Consider the following 25,166-nt stretch of genomic DNA (forward strand, 5'->3'; position numbering starts at 1 on the left):
CACAAGCTGCCCCCTTCTTTCTCCGGCCCGTTTTACCCGGTTCCGTCACCGCCTATATACTTGGTGCCTGACTGTTCACGACTTTCGTTTCAAGGCTATCCGCACATGATCAATGCCGATCCCCACGAGCTTCAGAAATTCAGCGAGCTGGCTCATCGCTGGTGGGACCCGAATGCCGAATTCAAACCGCTGCATGAACTGAACCCCGTGCGGCTCGACTGGATCGACGGCCTGGCTCACTTGCCGGGCAAACGCGCGCTGGATGTCGGCTGCGGTGGCGGGATACTGTCCGAGTCCATGGCGGTGCGCGGCGCGAAGGTGAAAGGCGTGGATTTATCGTCGAATGCGCTGAGCGTGGCCGACTTGCACAGCCTGGAAAGCGGTGTGGAAGTCGAGTACGAGGAAATTGCGGCAGAAGCGCTTGCTGCGCGTGAACCCGGTGCCTATGACGTCGTCACGTGCATGGAAATGCTCGAACACGTGCCCGATCCCGCTGGGATCGTCCAGGCGTGCGCCACGCTGGTCAAGCCGGGCGGCTGGGTGTTCTTTTCCACGCTCAATCGCAATGCCAAGGCGTACCTCTTCGCGGTGATCGGCGCGGAGTACATTGCCCGGATGCTCCCGCGCGGCACGCACGACTATGCACGTTTCATCAAGCCGTCAGAACTTGCGCAACTTGTGCGTTCGGCGCAATTAGATATCGTCGAGATCAAGGGGATTACTTATCGCCCGCTCGCCAAGCGCTTTGGCATCTCCGACGACACTAGCATCAACTACCTGATGGCTTGCCGTCGCGTGGCATGACGAAAACGAACATGAACGACCGACCGAACGACAACTCGAACTCTACAGACGCGGACCCGACGCCACCGAGCGTCATTGAACCCGTACGGACTTTCATGAGCGACGACCCGACGCCCTCTTCGCAGCAGGAATTGGACAAGGACCGGCTGAAGCTGTGTCAGGCGGTCTTGTTCGACCTCGACGGCACGATCGCCGATACCGCGCCCGACCTCGTCGCAGCCGTCAACAAGATGCGTCACGACCGTGGGCTCGAGATGCGTCCGCTGGAGACGTTGCGGCCGCTGGCATCGGCGGGCGCGCGGGGTTTGCTTGGCGGCGCGTTCGAGATCAGTCCCGAACATCCGGATTACGCCTCGATGCGCGAGGAGTTCCTCGCGAACTACGAAGCGGATCTGTGTATTGAAACGACGCTGTTCCCGGGTATCGATGAACTGCTCGATCAGCTAGATGCCCGCGGCGTTCGCTGGGGCATCGTGACGAACAAGGTCACGCGACTGGCTGAACCGCTCGTGGCATTGCTCGGACTTGCGGAACGGGCGGCGTGCCTGGTTTGTGGCGACACAACCTCGCACTCGAAGCCGCATCCGGCGCCCTTGCTGCATGCTGCCGAGTTGATGGAGGAAAAGCCCGAACAGGTGGTGTATGTGGGCGACGATCTGCGCGACGTTCAGGCGGGTTTCGCGGCCGGCATGGTCACCGTGGCGGCAGCCTATGGCTACTGCGGCACGGACCTGCCGCCCACGCGCTGGCACGCTGATCACGTGGTAGAAACGACTATCGAATTGCAGCAATTGCTGCGGGATGTGCAATAAGTTGCGGTGTCTTTCAGGTCCTTGCACTGACGCTGATGGCGGCTGGATCTGTGAGATAATACGCAATGCTTCGGGGGCGACCTGGTTTCGACAGGGGTTGCGAAGCGGCTAGGGCATACCGAGGACCCGTCACCTCGTAAATCAATGGGAAAAACGTAACTGCAAACGACGAAACGTTCGCACTGGCAGCCTAAGGGCCGCCTGCCTCTCCCTAGTTTACTGACGGACTAGAGTCGCAAGACCGGTAGCAATACCGAGAGAGGTCATATACGTCAGATAAGCCTTGTCGGCGTCGCGACGCCAAGGTCGAAAATTTAGTGAATCGCCGAAGCGAAGCGTGTTCGTCCGCGTCGCCAGGTTAAATCAAATGATAGAACTAAGTATGTAGAACTGGTCGTAGAGCGCTACTGGACGCGGGTTCGATTCCCGCCGCCTCCACCAATATCGCTTCCGGCTTTCCCGCCGGATGAACTGAACCCCGCTTGCCGCAAGGCATGCGGGGTTTTGTTTTTCCCACTCCCCACAATCCGCCAAACCCTCCTTCCATGTTCGCTCGGCAACGGAACGTCGCGCCGCTACACTTCAAGCTGCCAGATTCACTGATTCAGCAGACAAAAAATGCCATACGGGGGAATCATGCAAATGAGCCGTTCCATGCGGAGATTGGCTGTTGCGTGCTTATCGATACTGCTGTGGGCCGTCAGCGCCCTGCTTTCACCGGCCATCGCGCAAACGTCGGCGCAACCATCCGTTCCAGCCGCCGATTGCCACGCCGGGTCGCTCATCACTGTCGTCGCCCATCTCGACGACGACCTGCTCTTCGTCAATCCCGGCATCAGCGACAAGCTCGCGGCCGGCTGGTGCGTGACCACCGTTCACTTGATCGGCGGTGCGAACGGCGCGAACTTCGACTACGTGAAACTTCGCGAAAAAGGCACGCGCCTCGCCTATGCGCGCATGGCGGGCGTGGCGGACGACTGGATTGAATCGACAGTCGATTTCGCCGGCAAACCCGTGCATCAAATGTTGCTCAGGCAGCAACCGCGCGTGAAGCTGCTCGAAGTCCGGCTGCCCGGCGGCGGCGTGCGCGGCGGACGCGTGCCGCTCGGTTTGCTGTGGGACAAGGGCGAAAGCATCGACACATATCCGCTGAACGCGGACGGATCGAACACGATCAAGTACGACCGCGCCGCGCTGATCGCGACCGTGCGCGCCATGCTCGCGCCGGCGACCGAGATCTATACGCTCAATCCGGATACGGTGCCGTTCATCGAGCACCCGGATCACATCTACGCCGCGCGCATCACGCGGATCGCGGCGCAAGGGCTCGGGCGCGATATCCCGATCGGCTATCACGTGACGTATCCGACCGGCGGACTGCCCAAGAACCTCGACGCCGCCGATACCCAAAAGAAGCGCGACGACGTGGCGTCGTACTTCGCCATCGATGGCGACGATAACGGCGGCCACGTCTTCGGCGAATATCAGTGGGACGGCAACTGGGTCGCGCGCCGCTACTGGACACGCGCGCACGCGAGCGACCCGGGTCCGGATTTTCAGCCTCGTTCAATGCAGATCGTGAACGAATATTCGAGTCAGTGCGTGACATCGGCCGGCCTCGGCGCCGCGCCGACGCTTGCCGCGTGCACAGGCGCGAAGACGCAGGACTGGCACTGGCAGCAGGTATCGGCGGCGCCGGGGACCAGGAACACGGCACAACTCGTCGATGAAACCACGCGGCAATGCGTCGCCGAACGCAGCGGCACGTTGATCGAAGAAGCATGCGCGCCGCCGGATTCCGCCGATGCCGCCCAGAAGTGGACGCCCTGGGATTTCGGCTATGTGTACACGCCGCTTGGTCATTGCCTGGCTGGGCGCAACGGTGCGCTCGCGGCGGGCAGTTGTTCGGCGCTGACGACGGAGTCGCGCTGGGCGCCATCGGCGCAAACGCAATGGACCGATAACCGCGAGGAAGGCGGCCTCTTCGGCGACGTACGCGGCGATAACATCGACGACGCCGCAAGCGCCGCCGCCGGTGAGCGCCGCTCGAGCGTGGTCTACGTGCAGCGCCGCAAGGACGGACCGGGCTTCAACGTATGGGTCGCGGACATGTCGCGACTGGAAACGGCGGAGCCCTGGTACCTCAACGCCATACCTTTCGATGCCCACGCCACGGCGCCCACGTGTTCGGCCAACCGGCTTTGCTTCGACAGCGTGCGTTTCCTGCTGGGCGATTTCGATGGCGACGGCCGCGACGACCTGATGGTGATTTCGCCGCGCAACGGCGGCACGGCGTTCTGGCTGATGCGCAGCACGGGTACGCGTTTCGAAGCGCCGAAGCTGTGGTATCAGACAGGCACGGCGTGGACGCCGGCGAACGCGCAGCAATATGTGGCGGGCAATTTCACGGGAAGCGGCCGCGCCGATGTAATGATCGCGCACAAACGCGGCGATGGTGGCCTGAACCTGTGGGTGCTGGCGAGCGTCGGCAAGAACGGCCGTGCGCCTGCGTTGTGGATGCAGGCTCACGACTTGAGCACGAACACGCGTTTCCTGCCGATGCACACAGCCGGATCGCCCCGAACCGGGCTTGTCGCGATCGAGAATATGAATGGCGCAATGGCAATAACGCAGCTCACAAGTTCCGGCAGTGCGTTCACCGGGACGCTGCGCGGCAACACGTATCCGCAGTTTTCATCGGCGATGACGAAGGTGACGGCCGGCGATATCAACGGCGACGGAACCGATGACCTCGTGATGCTGCAACCGCGCGGCGATGGCCCGGATATCGATGTCTGGACGCTCAAAGGCGGAGGCACGCCGGTGCTTGCCGGGACGCTGAAGGAAGCGTCGTACGCGGATGCATTGCCGCACATCGTGCAGCGTGAGCGACGCTCGACGCTCGTGCTGTTCAAGCGTGCGAACGCGAAGCTTGGGCCGTTCTATTACACGGGCGGTGCGCCGATGTTGATCGGCTATGACTTCGACAGCGCGCACAAGCTCGGCCCGGCGCAAATCTGGAGCGAGATGCCCGGACTTTTTTCCGAGTCGCTGTGGCTTAGGAACCTGCAATAAAAAACGCGCCGCCGAGAATATCGGCGGCGCGTTTTTGAGTACCGCAAATCAGCCCATCCGCACCTGCAGATTAAGCACGTCGGATGCAATCGCGAGATACCGGTCAGCCGTACTCTGCAGCGTCAGTCCGTTCAACGGACGTGTCGCGCGCGGCTGCGACAACGCAGCGAGCAATGCGCGGCCGTAGGCATCGGCGTCGCTGGTATCGAGCAGCGCGACGCCGGGAAAACTATCGGCAAAAGCAAACGACGGGATTGCGTTCCCGACCACCGGAATACCCGACGCGAGCGCTTCGAGAAAGCCGATGCTGTGCGCCTCGAAACTCGAAGGCATCGCGAACGCGCGCGACTCGCGCAGGATCTCGGCCACGTTGGACTGCGGCCCGATTATCTTCACGCGGTCGTTCAAGCCGAGTTCGTCGACGAGTTTCACGATTGCGGCGTGATACGCGAGATTCTCGATCACGCCGCAAAGCAGCAGACGCACGTCGGGATCGACAGCCGCCACGCGGGCGAACGCCTGGACGGTCTGCAACTGGTTCTTCTCGGGGATATAACGCCCGATCTGGACGATCTGGCGGATTCCCGTCGATGTCAACGGTTCGCTCGTCTGCGTGAAGCGCGAGATATCGACGCCGTTCGGCACCACGATCATGGACGGATGCGAACCGACTTCCTTGACGTAATCATCGATATTCTTCTGCGATACCCCGATCACCGCCTTGGCGCGCCCCGACAGCAGGCGTTCCGCAAACAGCAGCGCATTGTTCGCGAAGTCGTTGGCGCCGGAGTGCATGACCCACACAATCGGCACGCGGGTCGGCAACGCGCGGACGTACAGCGCGGGTATGGTCGCGTGCGCGAAGATGATGTCGGGTTTGAAGCGGCGAATGGCGCGATGCAAGAACAGCAGTCGGCCGACCTTGCCGAGCGAGCGCTGCGGAAACAGACACAAGACGTTGTTCGCCCGCAGCTCGGCGCTGATGTGTTCGAAATCGTCGTGCTCCGGCATCAACGACGTGATGCAAACATCGTGACCACCTTGCTGATGCCCGATCGCTACGCCCTTCGCAAGCACCTCGGCCCCTGATAACCGGGGTGCAAGAACGACTTGAAGAATTCTCATTTGGCTGTCTTCCCCTCGCCTTTCTAAAGCGTGTCCTGCTAGCCAATGCCGTCGGGTGGACACTGCCGTCCACGTGGCCCTCTCGGCACGCCTCGTTCGCGTGCGGCCACTTAGCTGGCTTGCTTCATTGTTTTTTATGAAAGTTAAGTGCGTTTGTCACTGCGGACCGTTCAACGCACGCAACGATAAGATACCCGAGCGCATGCCGTACGCGCCGCCATCAAGTAGCATTAATCGGTCGGTAATGAGTGGTAACAGACGCTCAGACGAATGAAGCGTTCAGCGAAGCGCGAGGCGGTGAGAAATCGAGGGGTGAAAGCAGGGTTAACGCTGCCGTTGCGGCAAGCGCCGCGAACGCCGCGGCTAAAGAGGAGACACACGTAGTGATCGCACACGCTTCCTGATCGATGACCGAGCGAAGCCGTGTGCGTTGAAAAGTCGCGCACTGCGATGCGCTAAAGGCGGGTTACTCGTCCTTCGGGCACTGCAGGTTGCAACCGTTTGGATCGCCCAGGTCACCACGGCGGCGTTTGGCCGTTTCCTTGTTCTGGTACTTGTCGGACGGCGCGGAAGCCGCGAATTGCAATTGCGGGTGCTCCTTCAGCCGGAACTGGTCTTGCAGGATACCGCCCGGAATGCCGGGTGAATTTTGCGCAAATGCAACGGGCACAAAGGCAACGGCGCCGGCAACAAACGCGATGGATGCGGCAATACTTAAAAGCAGTTTCATGGCGGCAGTACAGTCTCTAGCAAGTCGATGAACAGACTTCGGTTAAACGTCCGGTCACGAATGTTTCAGAAAAGCTCACACCGAAAATCCGGACCGCGAAATCTGATTCTAAACGCTTGCTCCGCAATCGGCCGGTTACGCGGCCCTCGCGCATGTATCGGCGTATTACATTAGCTTACAACGCGCTGTCTTGGCTCACGTCGGCACTAAGCCGCCGAGTGCAGCTTCCAGATCCAGCAGTTCGCCGCAATGCAGCGGATCATAGCCTTCGAGTTGCGCCACGCCGCCCTTGAACGCTGCGCTGCGCAGCACGTCGAGCACGCCGGCTAGCTGGGCATCGGCGAGCTTGTCGCGGTCGCAGGCGAACAGATAATCCTCGTCGATGATCGGGATGAAATCGAGCGCGAACTGCTGCGCCGCCGGTTGCACGCCAAAGCCAAGGTCGGCCATGCCGCTCGCCACGAATGCGGCAATCGCTGAATGTGTCAGTTCGGCAGTCGCGTAACCGTTGATGGTCGCCGGATTCACGCCAATTTGCCGCAGCGCCAGGTCGAGCAACATGCGCGTGCCCGAGCCGGGTTGCCGGTTCACGAAGCGGATGTCGTCGCGGGCAAGATCGCGCAATCCGCGTATGCCTTTCGGATTGCCCTTCGGCAAGAAAAGTCCCTGCGTGCGTCGCGTCAGGTGAATCAGGCCGTGCCGCCCCGCATCCAGCCACGGCCGATAAATCTCCGCGCAACTCGCACGGAACTCGCCGATCGGCAAATGAAAACCCGCGAGCTCGCATTCACCGCGCGCCAGGGCGCTTACGGCTTCGGCGCTCTCCCGGTATTTGATATCGGCGGGGATCCGTTTTGCGGCCAGCGCACCGACGAGCGCCGCGACCGCATAGCCGTGCGACGCGTGAATACGGACTTCGCTGACCGCACGCAACAACCGCCGGTTCAACTCACCGGCTACTTCGCTCGCCACCGCCTGAAGCGGACCGTCGAGCCGATCGTTCGACAGACGCTGCGCCCGCAAGACGGCTTCACCGAGTTCCGACAACACCGACCCGCGCCCGCGCGACTTGGTGATCAGCGCGCCGCCCAATCGTGTCTCGATTTCGCGCAACAGGCCCCACGCGTGCCTGTAGGACAAACCCTTAGCCGATGCTGCCTGCGCAATACTTCCGGTCTGCGAAACGAGCAGCAAAAGCGGCACGGCCGCGCTGAGACTGGCTTCGCGGCCTGCTGCATCGCGCAAGACGAGTTCGGTCCGGCATTCAACGTCGATCATATGCAGTTGTTGTTCCTATTGCCATCGACTGGATAGCCTCGTATCTTGCATATCAGAGGCTCGGTACAGCGATTATAAGACCGATATATGCATTAATAAAACATATGCCGAGCGATGGAGACTCCCCACATGGTCCAGATTGCCAGTAGCAACCCGAATGAACCCGCCGTCACGCCCGACGAACGCGTTGCGCGCCACTTGAAACCAGGTGCGTCGCTGATCGCCGTGCTGCACGCAATCCAGGACGAGGCCGGCTTCATTCCTGCCGATGTCATCGCCCCGCTCGCCGTGGCGATGTCGCTTTCGCGCGCCGAAGTGCATGGCGTGATCACCTATTACCACCACTTCCGCTCGGAACCGCCGGCGCGCGTCACGGTTCAGCTATGCCGCGCCGAAGCGTGCAAGAGCATGGGAACGGAGGCGCTGGCCGAGCATATCGAAGGACATACCGGCTGCAAGTTCGACTCCGGTCATCAGCCCGATACCGAACTCGAAACCGTCTATTGCCTCGGGCAATGCGCGTTGTCGCCGGCCATGACGATCAATGGCGAGCTGTACGCCCGCGTCACGCCGCAAAAATTCGATCGGCTTTATGAAGAGGCGCGCGTTCAGACGAGCGTGGAGGACGTGGTATGACACGCATCTACGTTCCCTGCGATTCCTCGGCGCTGGCGCTGGGCGCCAATCGCGTTGCACTGGTCGTTGCTTCGGAAGCTCAAAAACGCGGCATTGAAGTCGAGATCGTGCGTAACGGTTCGCGCGGCATGTTGTGGCTCGAACCGCTCGTCGAAGTCGAGACGGCGGAAGGCCGTATCGGCTATTCGAACGTCGATGAAGACGATGTCCCCGCCCTCTTCGACGCCGGCTTTATTACCGGCGCTGCGCATGACAAGCGCATCGGCGTGGTCGACACCATGCCGTGGCTTGCGAACCAGCAGCGGCTGACATTTGCGCGCATCGGCATCACGGACCCGCTTTCCACCGATGACTACGTCGCCCACGGCGGCCTCGAAGGCCTGCGTCGTGCGCTCGAAACCGATGGCGACGCCGCATGTGAAGCGCTGCTCGAATCGGGCTTGCGCGGACGCGGCGGCGCGGCATTCCCGGCCGGCATCAAATGGCGCACGGTTCGCGCGGCCGTGGCGCCGCAGAAGTACGTGGTCTGCAACGCCGACGAAGGCGATTCCGGCACGTTCTCAGACCGCCTCGTGATGGAAAGCGATCCGTACATGTTGATCGAAGGGATGATCATCGCGGGGATCGTGACGAACGCGACGAAAGGCTACATCTATGTGCGCAGCGAATATCCGCACGCGATCACCACGCTGAACCGCGCGATTGTCAAAGCGCGCGAAGCCGGCTGGCTCGGTGCGAATGTGCTCGGCAGCGGCAAGGTGTTCGAACTCGAAGTCGCCAAGGGCGCGGGCTCGTATGTTTGCGGTGAGGAAACCGCGCTGCTGGAATCGCTGGAAGGAAAACGCGGCGTGGTGCGCGCGAAGCCGCCGGTTCCTGCGCTGGTCGGTTTGTTCGGCCAGCCGACGGTGATCAACAACGTCATCACGCTGGCAACCGTGCCAATCATCTTTGCCAAGGGCGCGGCGTTCTACCGCGACTTCGGCATGGGCCGTTCACGCGGCACGCTGCCGTTCCAGATCGCCGGGAACGTGAAGCAAGGCGGTCTCGTGGAACTCGCGTTCGGCGTCACGTTGCGCGAACTGATCTACGAATATGGCGGTGGCACGGCAACCGGCCGGCCGGCGCGCGCTGTGCAAGTCGGCGGTCCGCTTGGCACATATTTGCCCGAGAGCCAATGGGATATCCCCATGGATTACGAAGCGTATGCGGCGGTGGGCGCGGTGGTCGGTCATGGCGGCATCGTGATTCACGACGACACCTCCAACCTCGCCGACCTCGCCCAGTACGCGATGCACTTTTGCGCCGTCGAATCCTGCGGCAAATGCACGCCGTGCCGGATCGGTTCCACGCGCGGCGTTGAAGTCATCGCGAAAATCCGCGCTGGCGATACATCGCCGAAACAGGTCACGTTGCTGCGCGAACTCTGCGACACCATGCTTGCCGGATCGCTCTGCGCTATGGGCGGCATGACGCCTTATCCGGTGATGTCCGCCCTCGATCATTTCCCCGAAGACTTCGGTCTTTCGCGTAAGCCGTCGCAGAAAGCGGCTTAAAAGAAGGAGCACATATATGTCCAGTTCTTCCTGCGGTTCCGGTAATTGCGCCTGCAAAACGAAGCTGCGCGATCCCTTCGACGATACCGACTACGGCACGCCGCTGCGCCATGCCGATATCGACGTGACGCTCGATATCGATGGCACGCCGGTCACCGTGCCGGCCGGAACGTCGGTGATGCGCGCGGCGATCGAGGCCGGTGTAAACGTGCCGAAACTCTGCGCGACGGATTCGCTCGAGCCGTTTGGTTCGTGCCGTCTCTGCCTGGTCGAAATCGAGGGCAAGCGGGGTTATCCGGCATCGTGCACGACACCCGTTGAAGCCGGCATGAAAGTGCGCACGCAAACGGACAAGCTGCAGTCGCTGCGCAAGAACGTGATGGAGTTGTACATCTCCGATCACCCGCTCGATTGCCTGACGTGCCCGGCAAACGGCGACTGCGAACTGCAGGACATGGCAGGCGTGGTTGGTTTGCGCGAAGTGCGCTACGGCTACGAAGGCGCGAATCACCTGAAGGACAAGAAGGACGAATCCAATCCGTATTTCACGTACGACGCGTCGAAGTGCATCGTATGTAACCGATGCGTGCGCGCGTGCGAAGAGACGCAAGGCACGTTCGCGCTGACCATCGCGGGACGCGGTTTCGAATCGCGCGTGGCGGCAAGCGAAAACCAGCCGTTCATGGAATCGGAATGCGTGTCGTGCGGCGCGTGCGTGGCGGCATGCCCAACGGCGACGCTGCAGGAAAAGACCGTCATCATGCTGGGTCAGCCCGAGCATTCGGTCGTGACCACGTGCGCGTACTGCGGTGTCGGCTGCTCGCTGAAGGCGGAAATGAAAGGCAGCCAGGTCGTGCGCATGGTGCCGAACAAGAACGGCGATGCCAACGACGGCCACGCCTGCGTCAAGGGCCGCTTTGCATGGGGTTATGCCACGCACAAGGACCGCATCACCAAGCCGATGATCCGCGCGAAGATCACCGATCCGTGGCGCGAAGTGAGCTGGGAAGAAGCGCTTTCATATGCGGCGAGCGAATTCCGCCGCATTCAGGACAAGTACGGCGTGGATTCGATCGGCGGGATTACATCGTCACGATGCACGAACGAGGAAACCTACCTCGTGCAAAAACTCGTGCGCGCGGCGTTCGGCAACAACAACGTCGATACCTGCGCCCGTGTTTGCCATTCGCCGACGGGTTACGGGCTGAAGACAACGCTGGGTGAATCGGCGGGCACGCAGACGTTTGCATCGGTTGAGAAGGCCGACGTGATCATGGTGATCGGTGCGAATCCGACCGATGGCCACCCTGTGTTTGCATCGCGTCTCAAGCGGCGCGTGCGTGAAGGCGCGCAACTGCTCGTGGTGGATCCGCGCCGGATCGATATCGTCGATACGCCGCACGTAAAGGCTTCGCATCATCTGGCCTTGCGTCCGGGCACGAACGTCGCGGTGGTCAACTCGCTCGCCCATGTGATCGTCACCGAAGGGCTCGTGGACGAAGAATTCGTAGCCGAGCGCTGCGAAGCACGCGCGTTCCAGCAATGGCGCGACTTTGTATCGTTGGAAGAAAACTCGCCTGAAGCCATGGAAGCCATTACCGGCGTTCCCGCGCAGTCCGTTCGTGAAGCCGCGCGCATTTATGCCAACGCACGCAACGGCGCGATCTATTACGGCCTCGGCGTGACGGAACATGCGCAAGGCTCGACGACCGTCATGGGCATCGCGAATCTTGCGATGGCAACGGGCAATATTGGCCGTGAAGGTGTCGGCGTAAATCCGCTGCGTGGCCAGAACAACGTGCAGGGTTCGTGCGACATGGGTTCGTTCCCGCACGAGTTGCCGGGTTATCGCCATATCAGCGACGCGGCTGTGCGCGCATTGTTCGAAGAAGCGTGGAGCGTCAAGCTGCAGTCGGAACCGGGCCTGCGCATTCCGAACATGTTTGATGCCGCCGTTCACGGCAGCTTCCTCGGCCTTTATTGCCAGGGAGAGGACATCGTCCAGTCGGACCCGAATACGCAGCATGTATCGAAGGCGTTGTCGTCGATGGAATGTATCGTCGTGCAGGATATCTTCCTGAACGAAACCGCCAAGTATGCGCATGTGTTCCTGCCGGGTTCGTCGTTCCTGGAAAAGGACGGCACGTTCACGAATGCCGAACGCCGCATTTCGCGCGTGCGCAAGGTCATGCCTCCGCTGCCGGGTCTTGCCGACTGGGAAGTGACGATCAAGCTGGCGCGCGCGCTCGGTTATGAAATGGGCTATACGCACCCGTCACAGATCATGGATGAGATCGCAAGCCTCACGCCGACGTTCACGGGCGTGTCGTACAAGCGTCTCGATGAACTCGGCAGCATCCAGTGGCCGTGCAACGCGCAGGCGCCGGAAGGCACGCCGACCATGCATATCGATGAATTCGTGCGCGGCAAGGGTCACTTCGTGATCACGAAGTTCATCGCGACGCCGGAGAAGGTCACGCGCAAATACCCGCTGCTGCTGACGACGGGGCGAATCCTGTCGCAGTACAACGTGGGCGCGCAAACGCGGCGCACGGAGAATTCGCGCTGGCACGACGAGGACCGGCTGGAGATTCATCCGGTCGACGCCGAGGACCGTGGGATCAAGGCGGACGACTGGGTGGGTATTGAATCACGTGCGGGTCAGACCGTGCTGCGCGCCAAGATCACCGAGCGCATGCAACCGGGCGTGGTGTACACGACCTTCCACTTCCCGGAATCAGGCGCGAACGTGATCACCACCGACTCCTCCGACTGGGCCACGAACTGCCCCGAATACAAGGTGACGGCCGTGCAGGTGATGCCGGTGGAACAGCCGTCGCAATGGCAGAAGGACTATTCGGCGTTCAATGTTCAGCAGCTCGAGTTCCTGAACTTGCGTGAATTGCCGGTTACGTCGGGGAAATAATCATGGATGTGAACAGCCTGGTGGACATGGCAAATCAGATTGGTGAGTTCTTCGATTCGATGCCGGATCACGAGGAAGCGCTCGATGGCACCGCCAATCACATTCACAAGTACTGGGCGCCGCGAATGCGAACGCCGATTCTGGAAGCGCTGGATGATCCGGAGTTGAGCGCGAAGCTTCATCCGATCGTGGTGAAGGCGCTGACCAAGCATCGGGAGGTGCTGACGCCGGCGGTTGCGGCTTAGGGGTTGGGGTGTTTTCGCAAGAGGGACCGCCGAGTGCGGTCCTTTTTTCGTTTGCGTCGCCTGGCCCTACTCCTCCGTCCCCGCCCCGAACCACGTCTCGCAGTGCCTCAACAACCCTTGCGTATCGGAAGGCGCGCGTCCTCGCGCTGCAATATATCCATCCGGCCGCACCAGATAAAAACACGGCCGCGTCCTTCCATACGCTTCAGTCAACGAACGTGCGCCGTCATCGCCTTTATCGGTGATGCGCCATACGCGCACACTGTTCGGCAACGCCTCTTCTACTGATTTCGCCAGTTCATCGAGCTCCTTGTCGCGCAATGCGTGCGCCACGGTCAGCGTCGCGGGCGCAAGTGCAATGTCATCGTCCTCCGAGGGCTTCACCATCAGGAACAGCGAGAAATACGCGGGATCGTGAAGATCGAAGAGACAACCGACACCGGGCGCACGCCCAAGCGGTCCATCGACCACATGCACCCACGCATCCGGCGCGCGATCGCCCGCACGCGGGCCGCCATCGAGCCCGCGTTCGAGCGTCAACGGACTTTTCCGATATTGCACCGACAGCTCGCTGACCGTGCGCCGCGCGGCATCGCGCAAGGGACCGATCGCCGATAACACCGGCATCACGTGATCGCGAATCAGCTTCATCGGGCCATGTTCGGCGGCGGCCATCTGCGTCATGAAACTCGATGTCCGCAGCACTTCGCGCTCTATAGGATGACGCTCGGTGTGGTACGTATCGAGCAGTCGATCCGACGCCACGCCCGCCAGCGTCCGCGCGATCTTCCAGCCCAGATTGAACGCTTCCTGAATGCCCGTGTTCATGCCCTGCGCACCGGCAGGACTATGGACATGCGCGGCATCGCCGGCGAGGAACACACGCCCGGATCGCATCTGGTCCACCATGCGGTTGTTCAGCCGGAAATACGATGACCACGCGAGGTTCGTCACCGTCACCCGATGATGAATGCGCCGCGCGATGAGTTCGCGGCATTCATCGAGCGTAGGCGCCGCGCTTTTTTGCAGGCTGTCGGGCGCGTCCGGCGATTGTGCTGCGACGCGCTGATCGGCGATCAGGCGCGTGCGCCCCCCACCCATCGGGAACAACGTGGCAATGCCTTCACCCGACGCAAAGATATGGAATTCGTCGTCGGGCCATTCGGTGTCGGCGTGAAGATCGGCGAGCAGGAAGGTCTGCTCGAAGGTCTTTCCCGTGAACTCGATGTTCAGTCCATGCCTCACCGTGCTGTGTGCGCCGTCCGCTCCAATCAGGTACGACAGCCGCACATGCTCTTCCGCGCCGTTGGCATGCTGCAGCGTGGCTTCAAGCCCCGCCGATCCCTGGTTGAAGTGGATCAATTCCACGCCACGTTCCACACGCACATCGAACGTTTCAAGATGTTCGGTCATGAGACGTTCGGTGACGGATTGATCGAGGAAAAGCAGAAAGGGATAACGCGTTTGCAAGGGATCGAAGTCGAGTTGCGTGAGACGCTGCCCGTTCGAATAAAGGTTGCCAGTCCGCGCCCGGTGACCCAGTTCCAGAAACGGCTCGACCAGCCTGTGCTGTTCGAACAATTCGAGCGTGCGCGCCTGGATGCCGATGGCGCGCGACCACGGCGAGGGTTCGGGGGCTTTATCGACCAGGCGCACCGGAATGCCGGCGCGCGAGAGGCTCATGGCAGCGGCGAGACCCGTGGGACCGGCGCCCGCGATGAGCACCGGCGATACATCGAGCGTTTTGTGTCGGTTCGGCTTCTGCGCGGACATGCGCTTCTCCATCAAACGTCACTGACTCCCAGTGTACGCCGGTCGTAATCGGCAAACGCGGGGATCCAACCCTCAGTGCGCGTGCGCCTTTTCACCCAGCGAACAACTGTGCACCGTCGTGCCCATTTCCACTTGCAGCGTCGCGTGGTGCATGGCGTAGTCTCGGCGCAGCGTTCCCACGAATGCATCGACGAAAACATCGCCCGGATGTCCCGCCGGCATCACGATATGCGCGGTCATCGCGTTTTCGGTAGTGGAAAGCGCCCAGACGTGGAGATCGTGGACATCGGTGACGCCCGGCAAGTCGGAGAGATATTTTTCGATACGCGGCTTGTCCACGCCCGGCGGCACCGCGGCCATGGCAAGACGCATGGCGTCGCGCCCCAGCCCCCACGTCCCGGCCACGATCACCGCGACCACGACAATGCTCATCACCGGATCGACCCAGCTCGCGCCGGTATACAGGATCACGAGGCCGCTCACGGCGACCGCGGCCGAGATGCCGGCCCAAGGACGTTTTGAGTGGAACTTGACATCAAGTACCATAATGGCCTCCGCTGTTTCCCATCAGATTCTTCGTAAGCCGATGGCCGACGTCGAGCCGATGCATTGAGGCCCGGAACAGGGTCAAGGGGGGGGCTGCGCGCAGCGCAGGCCGGCGAAGCGAAACCTTGACGCTGTGCAGGGCCAATACGCTCGGACATGGCCGTGGGCAGGGCATGGTGTGCCCGCGGCCATGTCGACGCGTTGCGAAGAAGTGATGGTAGGCAGTAGTCGCCCTTATCTGAATCGAGGAATCGTCTGTGAGTGTTGCCGTTGAAGCCCTGTTTACTTCCGCGTTGGGTCTGCAAGCTCCGTGGATGGTATCCAGAGTTGAGCTCGATACAACCAAGCGCCGGATCGATTTCGAAGTGTCCTGCGACGCGAAAAAGTTACCGTGTCCAGCGTGCGGGGTGAACGGACAAGGCATCCATGATCGGGTCAGACGTGACTGGCGTCATCTCGATTTTTTCCAGTTCGAGGCATGGCTGCACGCCGACGTGCCGCGCGTCGATTGCAGTGCCTGCGGCAAGACCACGGCTGTGGAGGTTCCGTGGGCGCGGCCGGGCAGCGGCTTCACCCTGCTGTTCGAGGCGCTGAGCCTGTCGCTGTGCCAATCCCTGCCGGTCGCGCAGGCGGCCTCCCTGTTGCGGGTGAACGCCAGGCGGCTGTGGCGCCGGATCGAACACTATGTCGGGACGGCGCGCGCCAGGCAAACGATGGACGGGGTCAAGGTGATCGGCATCGACGAGACCAGTATCAGACGCGGCCATGATTACGTCACGGTGGTACATGACCTGGAAGCGAAACGCCTGCTGTTCATGAGCGAGGGCAGCGACCACAAGAGCGTCACCGAATTCAAGGCCGACCTGGTCGCGCACGGCGGCAATCCTGATGAGATCAGGCACGCCTGCATGGATATGGGCGCCGCCTATATCAAGGGCGTCACCGAAGCCTTGCCGCAAGCGCAGATCAGCTTCGACCGGTTCCACGTGATCGCCCTGGCCAACGAGGCGATGGACGAGGTGCGGCGTGAAGAGATGCGGGAACAGCCGGAGGTCGTGCGGGCTGCGCTGGGGACCCAGCGCAAGACGATCCAAGGCCTGATGTGGGGCATGCGCGGGAATCCCGCTGACTGGAACAGGGATCAGATCAATACGATGCACCGGTTGCAGCGCTCGAACCTGAAGAGCGCACGGGCCTGGCGCCTGAAGGAGGGGTTGCGTACGGTCTACAGCGTGGCCGTGCAGAGCAACTGTGCGCAGACAGCCGAGGAGATGCTCAAGGGCTGGATCTCATGGGCGAAGCGTTGTCGGCTTGAGCCGTTCAGGCGGCTGGCCACGACGCTCAAGGAGCGCCTGCCGGGCGTCGTGCGCGGCATGCTCGACGGTCGCAGCAATGCCTATGTCGAGGCGATGAATGGCATGCTCCAACAAACCAAGCGGGCCGCGCGCGGATTTCGAACCGTGAAGAACTTCGTGGCCATCGCCTACCTCCGCATGTCCAGGCTAAAACATTTGCCGCAAAATCCTTTGCGTCCCGCCGCCTCGCGTGATCAAGGGATTAAACGCTATCGCGCCGGCCGTCAAGTTCCACTCAAAACGGCATAGAGCCGAGATGCCGGCATCGCCCGCCATGTGCAGGAACGCGCCGCGGATGTTCAGGTCTTCCTTGCTGCCGCGCATGAAAAGCCACGCGGAGAAACCGTTGACCACCAGCCCGATCGTCGCAACGATAAACACATCGAGTCCCGCAACCGGCGCGGGATTGAGCAGGCGCTGGACGGCCTCGAGCACGATCGCGCCGCACGCGAACAGCAGGAGCGCGGCGTTGGCGAGCGAAGCGAGTATCGACGAACTGCCGAGTCCGAATGTGTATCGTTCCGATGGCTTTCGCGTGCCGAGCCAGACCGCGCCCCAGGCAAGCAGGAGGCCGAGGACATCGGAGAGATTGTGGCCCGCGTCGGCGAGCAGCGCGGTCGAATGCGCGATGAACCCGTACACCGCCTGCACGATCACGATCACCACGTTCAGCGCGACCGCTATCGCGAAGGTGCGGCCCTGCCCGGCTTGCGGCGCATGGTGGTGATGATGGCCGCCTTTGTGGTCGTGGCCGTGGTCGTGGGCATCGTGAGGCTCGTGGTCATGCGCGTGACCTTCGTGCCCGTGGTCATGATGCTGATGTTGATGCGTCGGTCGAGGTGCCATTTAATCGTTATCCGGTCTGAAATCGGCGTGCGGCTCGGCGATGTGCTCGAGCAATTCAGCCAGCATGCCGCTGATGTGCTGGTCAGCGGCGAGATAGAAAACCTGCTTGCCTTCGCGCTCTGCCCGCACGATTCGCGCCGCCCGCAGCAAGCGCAAATGGTGACTCACGAGCGAAGCCGATAACCCCAGCGACTCGGCTATGGCCCCCACGGGCGTGCGCCCTTCCACGCACGTCAACACGATGCGCAAACGCGTCGGGTCACCCAGCAGGCGGAACAGGTCGGCGAGCGGAACGACCCGCTCGTCGGTTGAAACTTCGTTAAGAAGCAGCGCTAAAGGCACGATGGTTTATCGAACATGTGAACAGGTGTTCATATGTTATCGAAGCCAAGCCCCTGACGTCAACGCAAAAATCGGGATCGGCGGTGAACGTGTGGGAAAATGGCGTGTTCGCATTCGATTTCCCTCAATGGATACAGTTTTTGCGCGCGGCTTCGCAGCACATCGCGACGGCCGCCTCACCGAAGCGGAACGCGACTATCAGGCCGCGCTCGCCGCAGAGCCCTCCCACGTCGACGCACTTCATCTGCTCGGCGTGCTGCGCCACCAACAAGGCCAGCACGCGGAAGCGGCCGATCTGGTGCGCCGCGCGGCAGACCTGCGTCCCGCCGATCCCGCCTTGCAGCTCAACCTCGGCAATGCGCTGAAGGCGCTCGGCCGGATTGATGACGCCATCGAAAGGTTTCGTAACGCGTTGCACCTGGAACCCGACTTTTCGCTCGCGCAATACAACCTGGGCAATGCGTACGCTGCGGCGGGCCGTCACGAAGACGCCGCCGATGCCTTCGAAAAAGCCCTGCGCCTGCAGCCCGGCGACGCGCCTACCTGGAACAATTTCGGCAACGCGCTGCTTGGAATGCGCCGTTTCGAGGAAGGCGCGAAGGCGTTCCGCCGCGCGCTTCAAATACGGCCGGGCCACGCAGGCGCGCACAACAACCTGGGCATGGCGCTCAATGCGCTCGGCGACACCCAAGGCGCCATCCAGCAATTTCGCGAAGCCATTGCCGCCGAGCCGAACTATGTCGCGGCGCATTTCAACCTGGGCAATCTTCTCGATACCGTCGGCCGTCCGCACGAGGCCGTGCCCGTGCTGCAGAAAGTGCTGCGCATGCAGCCGCAATTCGCGCCCGCGCACTTTGGACTCGGGCACGCGCTTGCGGGTATAGGCGAGCATGAAGCCGCGTTGCCGCAGTTCGAGCGCGCGGTCGGACTCGATCCGAAATACAGCGTGGCGTGGCTCGGACTCGGCAATGCGCATTTCGCGCTCGGCGGTCATAAAGCGGCGCTGCGTGCCTTCGATCAGGCGTTGCGCCTCGATCCAGGCCTGGTTGCGGCGAACCTGAATCGCGCTCTGACATTGCTTGCGCTCGGCGATTACGCTCGCGGACTGAGCGCTTATGAATGGCGCCTGCGCGCGCCAACCAGCGTCCCGGCGCCGGGCCTGCCCGTGTGGAAAGGCGCGCCCATGCCGCGCGAGACGCTGTGGATCCGCGCAGAACAGGGCTTCGGCGATACCTTGCAGTTCGTGCGCTTCGTGCCATTCGCGGCAAAGCTCGTCGGCCAGATCGTGCTCGAGGTGCAACCGGCGCTTGTTGCGCTGCTGGAGCCGGCGGCAAACGCGGCGGGCGTCATATTGAAAAGCACGCTGACACCCCCTCCCGCCGACATTGACGCGTTCATCCCCCTGCTCAGCTTGCCGCTGGCGCTGGGTGTATCGAATACGGAAATGGTGCCGGCGCGCACGCCCTATCTCGTGGTGCCAGCCGCGTATCGCAAGAAATGGCGCGGGTCGCTCGGCGGCCAGTCGAAGCGCAAACTCGGCATTGCATGGTCGGGCCGGATCCAGCCCGGCGAGACGCGCTCGGCGCCGCTCGCGTTACTGGAACCTTTGTTCATGCTGGAAGGCATCGACTGGATCGTGCTGCAGCCCACGCTCACCACTGAAGAACGCGCGCTGCTGGACAAGCATCCGCGGGCGCGTTTCATTCAGCGGCTGGAAGACAAGCTGGAGAGTTTCGCCGATACCGCCGCGATCATCGATCGTCTGGACGGTGTCGTATCCATCGATACCGCCGTCGCGCATCTGAGCGGCGCGCTCGGAAAACCGCTGTGGCTGATGCTGCCGTTCGCAGCCGACTGGCGTTGGGGTATCGATACAGCTTCGAGCGCGTGGTATCCCAAAGCCCATCTGTTCCGGCAGGCGAAACCTGGCGCGTGGGATGGAGTCATCGAACGGGTGGCTAAGGATGTTGCAGCGTCTTCCTAGTGTCTCGTCACGCCTCGAACGTCGGATACAGCCTGGACAGTTTGATGCGGGCATCGCCGGTGGTGAACTGCCAGTTAATCCGGGCCTTAAGCTGATCACGCTGAATTTGCCACGCGCTGACCTCGCGGCGCACCGTCTCGATATTGTCGATGCGCCGGGCCAGAGACTGCTTGATCATCACATTGAGTTCGATCTCGGCCATGTTCAGCCAACTGCCATGTTTGGGCGTGTAGACGAACTCGAAGCGATCCCACAGCGCTTTGGCCTGAGACGGCGGGAAGGTTTCGTAAAGGGCCGCGGCCGTGTGGGTGTTCAAGTTGTCCATCACGAGGGTGATTCGTTGTGCATCCGGATAGGCGTGGGCAATGTCCTGTACGAAGCGAGCCCATTGGACTTTAGTGCGTGATTCGGTGACTTTGGTAAAACGCCGCCCGGCTAGCGGTTCCGATGCCATGAAGACATTGCACACGCCGCAGCGCTCGTACTCGTAGTCCTCACGCGCAAGACGCCCCGGTGCCGCCTTGATCGGTTCGCGAGTCTGGCTAATCAACTGCCGGGGCGTTTCGTCCATACACACCACGGGGTGCGCTGCGTCGTAGGGGCGGTGGTAGATATCGAGCACGTTTTCCATCGCGGCTACGAACTCCGCATTCGCTTGCGGCGGGATGATCCAGCCTATTTTTCGCCAAGGCTTTAATTCGTTTTTTTAAGCGTGCGCCGCACCGTCTCGTACGAGAGGCTTTCCGCGTACTCCAGTTCTACCGCGCGCTGGGCCAGCAATCTCAACGACCAGACCGCGCGGCCTTCGGGCGGCTCGCTGCAACTGAGCGCAATCAACCGGGCCTCAAGCTCGCCATCGATTTTGCTTTCGTAGATCCGTTGACTCGGCGGCCGCACCAGCGCGGCGTCGTAGCCTTCCTCAACGAAACGTTTCTTCACCCGGTCGATCTTGCGTTCGCTCACGTGCAACACCGCAGCAACCTCTTGTGACGAGCGGCGCGCGCGCCCCGAAGACGCATCGCAATTCAACAGAATGAGCCCGTTGATTATCTTGCGAGATTGGTGCGAACCTTTGCTCACAATCGCTTCGAGTTGATCTCTTTCTTCAGCTGTCAGGGTAACGATGTATTTTTCCATCCCCCGATTTTCGGCTAAGCCGTCCGAGTTTACAATGCCTTGCGCGCCCTGAATTCGACGACAGTTCACGCGTGTCGAGACACTAGTGTCTCCGACACCAGCGTTTGCAACAAAAAACCCCTCGCCACGGCGAGGGGTTTTCGTTTCAGGCCACAGGTGACGGAAAGTCAGGCCGTCTTGTACTGATTGCGCGCTTCCGTTGACCGGTAAAGCACCAGCGTCGCGATCAACCCGCAGATCGCCGCAAGCCCCATCCAAACGCCGGGCGCCGCCTTGTTGCCGGTCGCGTGAATCAGGTAGGTCGAGATGGCGGGCGTGAAGCCGCCGATCGTCGTTGCGAGGCTGTACGCAAGCGAGAAGCCCGTGGTCCGGACTTCGACCGGCATGACTTCCGTGAGCGCCACGACCATCGCGCCGTTATAGCTTCCGTACAGGAACGATAGCCACAACTCGACGCCGAGCAGACGCAGGAACGATGGATCGGCGACAAGCCATTGAACGGCCGGATACGACGTGAGAATGGTCAGGATCGTGAAGAACAACAGCACCGGGCGACGTCCGACACGGTCCGACACCGCGCCCGAAAGCGGCAGCCAGACGAGATTCGACAAACCGACGAACACCGTCACCACCAATGTATCGATGGAAGAAAGCTTCAGCACTTCCTTGCCGAACGTCGGCGTGTACGCCGTGATCATGTAGAACGACACGGTCGTCATGATCACCATGCCCATGCCGGCCAGCACGATGCCCCAGTTCGACGCCATGGACCTCATGATCTCGCTCATCGACGGACGATGTTTGCGCGCGAGGAACTCCTCCGTTTCCTGCAGCGAACGGCGGATGATGAACAGGAACGGCACGATCAGGCAGCCGATGATGAACGGCACGCGCCAACCCCAGGCGGTCATCTGGTCGGGCGGCAAGACCTGGCTCATGACCACACCGATCAGCGCGGCAAACACCACCGCCACTTGCTGGCTACCCGACTGCCAGGAGCAATAGAAACCCTTGTTGCCCTTGGTCGCGATCTCGGACAGATACACGGACACGCCGCCAAGCTCCACGCCGGCCGAAAAGCCCTGCAGCAAGCGGCCAGCCAGCACGATGATCGGGGCCAGCACCCCGATGGTCGCGTATCCCGGGATCACCGCGACCAGCAGCGTGCCGATCGCCATCATGGTCAGCGTAAGAATCAGGCCCTTCCGCCGGCCGTGGTGATCGATATACGCGCCGAGCACGATAGCGCCGATCGGCCGCATCAGGAAGCCGGCGCCGAACACCGACAGCGCGAGCATCAGCGACGCGAATTCGTTGCCGCTCGGAAAGTACGTCTTCGCAATGGACGAGGCGTAATAGCCATAGACCATGAAGTCGTACATTTCAAGGAAGTTGCCGCTGACGACGCGAAATACCGACTTCGCTTTCGACTCGTTCACGGGCGTTGCATGTGAAGGGGTGGACATGTCTATCTCAAAGACTTTGACTAAAAACGCCGGCCGGATTGCTTGGACGGTGTGTGGCTCGACGCGGCGTGAAACGCCGGAAACCGATGCACTCGTTTGCGAGCTGCGTGGTGGCAAAACGCCGGATGCATGTGTAAGCTTCGCCGGTTGAAGACCGGCAAAAAATTCTTCGGCACGGCGCAAACGACCAAAAATAACTACACAAGGGTTAACCCTCGATATTTAACATCGTTATTTCGCCAATTGTCCGCGTCGCCAATCTTACAACGCGAACGCGAAACACGCTCATTCGAACTTCGCGCAATTGCTGCTAAAACAGCTTAACTTTAGCTTTCATATGTCTATAAATAAGCCTACAAACTCGCAACCACCGACCGGATTCGTTTTGCAACTGGCGACATTAATGGATGCGGCGCTTATAGCCGACATGCATGCAAGGAGTTGGGCAACGGCGTATCGAGGGATCCTGCCGGACACGTATCTCGATGATGAACTGACGGCGGATCGCGCCGCGCACTGGAGCACGCGCTTCGACGAACTTGCCAATGGCGCGGGCGAAGTGTTCATCGCGTACATCGGCGAGGAGCCGGCCGGGTTCGTATGCGTGATGGCACCCGATGAAACTGGCAGCGCGCTCGTTGACAACCTGCACGCCATGCCGCAAGCCAAAGGCACGGGACTCGGCACCGCAATGCTCGAGCAAGCCGCGCAATGGGCGGCAGGTCACGGCGCGAAGAACTTGCACCTCTATGTGCTCGAGCCGAATGTTGCGGCAATCGGGTTTTATGAATCGCGTGGATGGCGTTTGGCGGGACGTGAAGATGACACGATGGGCGGCATACCTATCATCGCGCTGCGCTATACCCGGCCGATCGGCTGAGGTCTCCGGGTTTGCTTTGCCTTCATGGAATCGCTGGCGTAATCTCGTTCAACGCCTCTTGCAGGATGTAGCGCAACACGTCCCGCGTGCATTGGCGTGGCCCGTTGAAATGTACGTTGCGTCCGTATCATTCAGCGATCTTTCTTCCCTCCGAGCGCCTTCCAACAATGGAACTAAGAAGGTTCTGAGCGACGCCAAAGCAGGCGCTGGGTATGATCGAGGGCTGTTCTGTGGCGGTCCGGCAAGGTGAAATATCTGTCACCTTCGCAGCAACATCCGGGCGATGTCCACACGGCTGCCCCGCGTGTTATTTCGCTGAGCAGTCCTGACGCCCGCTTTCGGATATGAGAAAAAAATGAATGCTCCTCTGGTCGTTGTACAAGGCGATCTGCTTCTGCCAACCCTGTACCCGCTCGCCGGTATGCCCAACGCCGTCTATGGCGAAGAGTGGACGCTGAAGAGCGCGCGTCCAGCATTGACCGAATATGAAATTCCGTTTTACGCGGCGCGATTTCTCACGGCTTATGTCAGTCCGATATCGCTTCGCAACGAGCGTTTTCCATACACGCCGGCAAGTCTCTGGGGCAAGTTCAGACGCAATGATGAAATGCTGCAGACGGAGCAAACGAGCTTCGCCGCCGCGCCTGTTGATATCGCACCGGCCGCCCCGGAACCAGCATCGTTTGCGTTCGAGCCATTCACCGCACCCGACGATCGCGTGGTCAAGACGCCACCTGCAAACGATCGTCGCAAACAGGTTGCCGGCGGTGCGATTGCGCTGGCTTGCGCTGCGTTTATCGCCTGGGCGCTGTTCGGCACGCGAATCGGCCATCAAAAGCCGGACCAAGCGGCCATGGTTGCGTCGAATGCAACGCCCGCGGCTGATGCATCAACTGAGGTCGTTGCTGCTGAACCGTCTGCAGTTTCTTCTGTGCCGCCTTCCAGCTCAGCTACCGTGTCTACTGCAACGTCCGGCGCTCATCCAGCTGAAGGTTCCTCCAAACCTTCGGCTGTTGCCGCTGCGGCTCTCACTGCGTTGCAGACACCTTCAGCACCGCCGGCCACGACAGCTTCGACCACAACGGTCAAACCGTCGCCCAACACCGCTTCAGTCGCCAGCAACAGCGGAACGGCCAGCGCCGGCGACACGTCGGCACGGGTAATGAAACCGCAAGTCGTTGCGAAGACAAAACCGCTGGTCGTTGCGCAAGCATCCGAGCGCGGCCGCGCGAAGAGCCACGTCAAGAACAAGCGTTCAGCTGCGGTTATCCGCGAGGCGCGCAGCTACGAAGTCGTGCAGCGGCGCCACGGTCACGAATACCAGGGCACGCCCGTATATCGAAGCAGCGGGTTCGATGCGCCGCTGGCCTCGCCAGGTCGCCGCGCTCAGTCGCGCGACGACATGCGCACGGCTTCGTCGGGTTCTTCGCTCAGCGTGACCGAGATGTACAACATGCTCGCGCATTCGGCCGTCCTCGACGACAACAGCGGCGTCTCCCGCCAGACGGTGCGCGCAAGTTCAGTAGCCACGCCACGCTCGGGCTCAGGCGATTCATCGAACTGGAGTTCCGATATCAGCCAACGCCGTGTCACCGAACCAGGATCGCAATTCCTGAAGTAATTGCGCGCGAATGATCGTGCATCAACCAGACG

18 protein-coding genes, 1 other RNA gene and 2 pseudogenes are annotated in these 25,166 nt (G+C 61.3%); 12 read left to right on the forward strand and 9 right to left on the reverse strand.

What is annotated here, in order from left to right; all coding sequences use genetic code 11:
* Positions 1–105: 105 nt before the first annotated feature.
* From ubiG to AX768_RS11290, 4 genes are all read left to right on the forward strand, one after another.
* The gene (ubiG, locus tag AX768_RS11275; RefSeq protein ID WP_062000030.1) at positions 106–804 is read left to right on the forward strand and encodes a bifunctional 2-polyprenyl-6-hydroxyphenol methylase/3-demethylubiquinol 3-O-methyltransferase UbiG; all 699 of its coding nucleotides are present in this window, start codon (positions 106–108) and stop codon (positions 802–804) included.
* A gap of 95 nt (positions 805–899) precedes the next feature.
* On the forward strand, positions 900–1,616 hold the full coding sequence (gene gph / locus AX768_RS11280; RefSeq protein WP_062000940.1) for a phosphoglycolate phosphatase: 717 nt from the start codon (positions 900–902) through the stop codon (positions 1,614–1,616).
* A 72-nt stretch (positions 1,617–1,688) separates the two neighbouring features.
* Positions 1,689–2,057, forward strand: a transfer-messenger RNA (tmRNA) gene (gene ssrA, locus AX768_RS11285).
* Positions 2,058–2,258: 201 nt separating this feature from the next.
* Positions 2,259–4,691 carry an FG-GAP-like repeat-containing protein gene (locus AX768_RS11290; protein WP_231941261.1) on the forward strand — a complete coding sequence of 811 codons (2,433 nt, stop codon included), beginning with the start codon at positions 2,259–2,261 and terminating at the stop codon, positions 4,689–4,691.
* Positions 4,692–4,739: 48 nt separating this feature from the next.
* Here AX768_RS11290 and AX768_RS11295 read toward each other — a convergent pair whose 3' ends face one another.
* From AX768_RS11295 to AX768_RS11305, 3 genes are all read right to left on the reverse strand, one after another.
* Complete coding sequence (locus tag AX768_RS11295; RefSeq protein WP_062000031.1) at positions 4,740–5,816, reverse strand: glycosyltransferase family 4 protein; 1,077 nt, start codon at positions 5,814–5,816, stop codon at positions 4,740–4,742.
* A gap of 466 nt (positions 5,817–6,282) precedes the next feature.
* Positions 6,283–6,546 carry a hypothetical protein gene (locus AX768_RS11300; protein ID WP_062000032.1) on the reverse strand — a complete coding sequence of 88 codons (264 nt, stop codon included), beginning with the start codon at positions 6,544–6,546 and terminating at the stop codon, positions 6,283–6,285.
* A 195-nt stretch (positions 6,547–6,741) separates the two neighbouring features.
* Positions 6,742–7,824 (reverse strand): substrate-binding domain-containing protein, encoded by a 1,083-nt coding sequence (locus AX768_RS11305; protein ID WP_062000033.1) that lies wholly within the window; start codon positions 7,822–7,824, stop codon positions 6,742–6,744.
* 129 nt (positions 7,825–7,953) lie between these two features.
* Between AX768_RS11305 and AX768_RS11310 the strand changes: the two genes are divergently transcribed.
* Genes AX768_RS11310 through AX768_RS11325 form a run of 4 tightly spaced genes read left to right on the forward strand, consistent with a single transcriptional unit; the run spans position 7,954 to position 13,184 of the window.
* Positions 7,954–8,460: an NAD(P)H-dependent oxidoreductase subunit E gene (locus AX768_RS11310; RefSeq protein WP_062000034.1), complete on the forward strand. Its 507-nt coding sequence runs from the start codon at positions 7,954–7,956 to the stop codon at positions 8,458–8,460.
* Positions 8,457–10,013 (forward strand): formate dehydrogenase beta subunit, encoded by a 1,557-nt coding sequence (locus AX768_RS11315; protein WP_062000035.1) that lies wholly within the window; start codon positions 8,457–8,459, stop codon positions 10,011–10,013. Before AX768_RS11310 ends, AX768_RS11315 begins: the two co-directional genes overlap by 4 nt.
* A gap of 16 nt (positions 10,014–10,029) precedes the next feature.
* On the forward strand, positions 10,030–12,939 hold the full coding sequence (fdhF, locus tag AX768_RS11320) for a formate dehydrogenase subunit alpha (RefSeq protein ID WP_062000036.1): 2,910 nt from the start codon (positions 10,030–10,032) through the stop codon (positions 12,937–12,939).
* Positions 12,940–12,941: 2 nt separating this feature from the next.
* A complete protein-coding gene (locus AX768_RS11325; protein ID WP_062000037.1) occupies positions 12,942–13,184 on the forward strand; it encodes a formate dehydrogenase subunit delta in 243 nt (80 codons plus the stop codon).
* 66 nt (positions 13,185–13,250) lie between these two features.
* On the opposite strand, the gene AX768_RS11330 is transcribed toward AX768_RS11325, so the two are convergent.
* Both AX768_RS11330 and AX768_RS11335 read right to left on the reverse strand, forming a co-directional pair.
* The gene (locus AX768_RS11330) at positions 13,251–14,957 is read right to left on the reverse strand and encodes an FAD-dependent monooxygenase (RefSeq protein WP_062000942.1); all 1,707 of its coding nucleotides are present in this window, start codon (positions 14,955–14,957) and stop codon (positions 13,251–13,253) included.
* A gap of 72 nt (positions 14,958–15,029) precedes the next feature.
* A pseudogene (locus AX768_RS11335) lies at positions 15,030–15,464 on the reverse strand (cation transporter dimerization domain-containing protein); the annotation flags it as partial.
* A 296-nt stretch (positions 15,465–15,760) separates the two neighbouring features.
* On the opposite strand from AX768_RS11335, the gene AX768_RS11340 reads away from it, so the two are divergent.
* Positions 15,761–17,107, forward strand: a complete 1,347-nt coding sequence (locus AX768_RS11340) for an ISL3 family transposase (protein ID WP_062000038.1) — start codon at positions 15,761–15,763, stop codon at positions 17,105–17,107.
* On the opposite strand, the pseudogene AX768_RS31970 reads toward AX768_RS11340, so the two are convergent.
* Positions 17,108–17,704, reverse strand: a pseudogene (locus tag AX768_RS31970) (cation diffusion facilitator family transporter); the annotation flags it as partial.
* A complete protein-coding gene (locus AX768_RS31975; RefSeq protein WP_082778810.1) occupies positions 17,705–18,046 on the reverse strand; it encodes an ArsR/SmtB family transcription factor in 342 nt (113 codons plus the stop codon).
* A 127-nt stretch (positions 18,047–18,173) separates the two neighbouring features.
* Between AX768_RS31975 and AX768_RS11350 the strand changes: the two genes are divergently transcribed.
* On the forward strand, positions 18,174–20,030 hold the full coding sequence (locus AX768_RS11350; protein ID WP_062000040.1) for a tetratricopeptide repeat protein: 1,857 nt from the start codon (positions 18,174–18,176) through the stop codon (positions 20,028–20,030).
* Positions 20,031–20,037: 7 nt separating this feature from the next.
* On the opposite strand, the gene AX768_RS31980 is transcribed toward AX768_RS11350, so the two are convergent.
* Together AX768_RS31980 and AX768_RS11365 are read right to left on the reverse strand one after the other, a co-directional pair.
* A protein-coding gene (locus AX768_RS31980) for an IS630 family transposase (RefSeq protein ID WP_442857233.1) occupies positions 20,038–21,167 on the reverse strand; the annotation gives its coding sequence in 2 pieces (ribosomal slippage) (positions 20,038–20,729 and positions 20,729–21,167; 1,131 coding nt in all).
* 167 nt (positions 21,168–21,334) lie between these two features.
* A complete protein-coding gene (locus tag AX768_RS11365) occupies positions 21,335–22,633 on the reverse strand; it encodes an MFS transporter (RefSeq protein ID WP_062000943.1) in 1,299 nt (432 codons plus the stop codon).
* A 403-nt stretch (positions 22,634–23,036) separates the two neighbouring features.
* Between AX768_RS11365 and AX768_RS11370 the strand changes: the two genes are divergently transcribed.
* Together AX768_RS11370 and AX768_RS11375 are read left to right on the forward strand one after the other, a co-directional pair.
* A complete protein-coding gene (locus tag AX768_RS11370; RefSeq protein WP_231941262.1) occupies positions 23,037–23,513 on the forward strand; it encodes a GNAT family N-acetyltransferase in 477 nt (158 codons plus the stop codon).
* Positions 23,514–23,868: 355 nt separating this feature from the next.
* Entirely contained in the window at positions 23,869–25,134 is a 1,266-nt protein-coding gene (locus tag AX768_RS11375) for a hypothetical protein (protein WP_062000044.1), read from the forward strand.
* The last annotated feature ends 32 nt before the right edge of the window (positions 25,135–25,166 follow it).

Origin of the sequence: Burkholderia sp. PAMC 28687, assembly GCF_001577465.1 — a bacterium.
GTDB lineage: Bacteria > Pseudomonadota > Gammaproteobacteria > Burkholderiales > Burkholderiaceae > Caballeronia.

Bases quoted from the DNA above. Each gene is read 5' to 3' on its own strand.
- AX768_RS11365 (WP_062000943.1), bottom strand. From the start codon at position 22,633: ATGTCCACCCCTTCACATGCAACGCCCGTGAACGAGTCGAAAGCGAAG.
- AX768_RS11375 (WP_062000044.1), top strand. From the start codon at position 23,869: ATGAATGCTCCTCTGGTCGTTGTACAAGGCGATCTGCTTCTGCCAACC.
- AX768_RS11370 (WP_231941262.1), top strand. From the start codon at position 23,037: ATGGATGCGGCGCTTATAGCCGACATGCATGCAAGGAGTTGGGCAACG.
- AX768_RS11300 (WP_062000032.1), bottom strand. From the start codon at position 6,546: ATGAAACTGCTTTTAAGTATTGCCGCATCCATCGCGTTTGTTGCCGGC.
- gph (WP_062000940.1), top strand. From the start codon at position 900: ATGAGCGACGACCCGACGCCCTCTTCGCAGCAGGAATTGGACAAGGAC.
- AX768_RS11315 (WP_062000035.1), top strand. From the start codon at position 8,457: ATGACACGCATCTACGTTCCCTGCGATTCCTCGGCGCTGGCGCTGGGC.
- AX768_RS11350 (WP_062000040.1), top strand. From the start codon at position 18,174: ATGGATACAGTTTTTGCGCGCGGCTTCGCAGCACATCGCGACGGCCGC.
- AX768_RS11310 (WP_062000034.1), top strand. From the start codon at position 7,954: ATGGTCCAGATTGCCAGTAGCAACCCGAATGAACCCGCCGTCACGCCC.
- ubiG (WP_062000030.1), top strand. From the start codon at position 106: ATGATCAATGCCGATCCCCACGAGCTTCAGAAATTCAGCGAGCTGGCT.
- AX768_RS11305 (WP_062000033.1), bottom strand. From the start codon at position 7,824: ATGATCGACGTTGAATGCCGGACCGAACTCGTCTTGCGCGATGCAGCA.
- AX768_RS11325 (WP_062000037.1), top strand. From the start codon at position 12,942: ATGGATGTGAACAGCCTGGTGGACATGGCAAATCAGATTGGTGAGTTC.
- fdhF (WP_062000036.1), top strand. From the start codon at position 10,030: ATGTCCAGTTCTTCCTGCGGTTCCGGTAATTGCGCCTGCAAAACGAAG.
- AX768_RS11330 (WP_062000942.1), bottom strand. From the start codon at position 14,957: ATGTCCGCGCAGAAGCCGAACCGACACAAAACGCTCGATGTATCGCCG.
- AX768_RS11290 (WP_231941261.1), top strand. From the start codon at position 2,259: ATGAGCCGTTCCATGCGGAGATTGGCTGTTGCGTGCTTATCGATACTG.
- AX768_RS11295 (WP_062000031.1), bottom strand. From the start codon at position 5,816: ATGAGAATTCTTCAAGTCGTTCTTGCACCCCGGTTATCAGGGGCCGAG.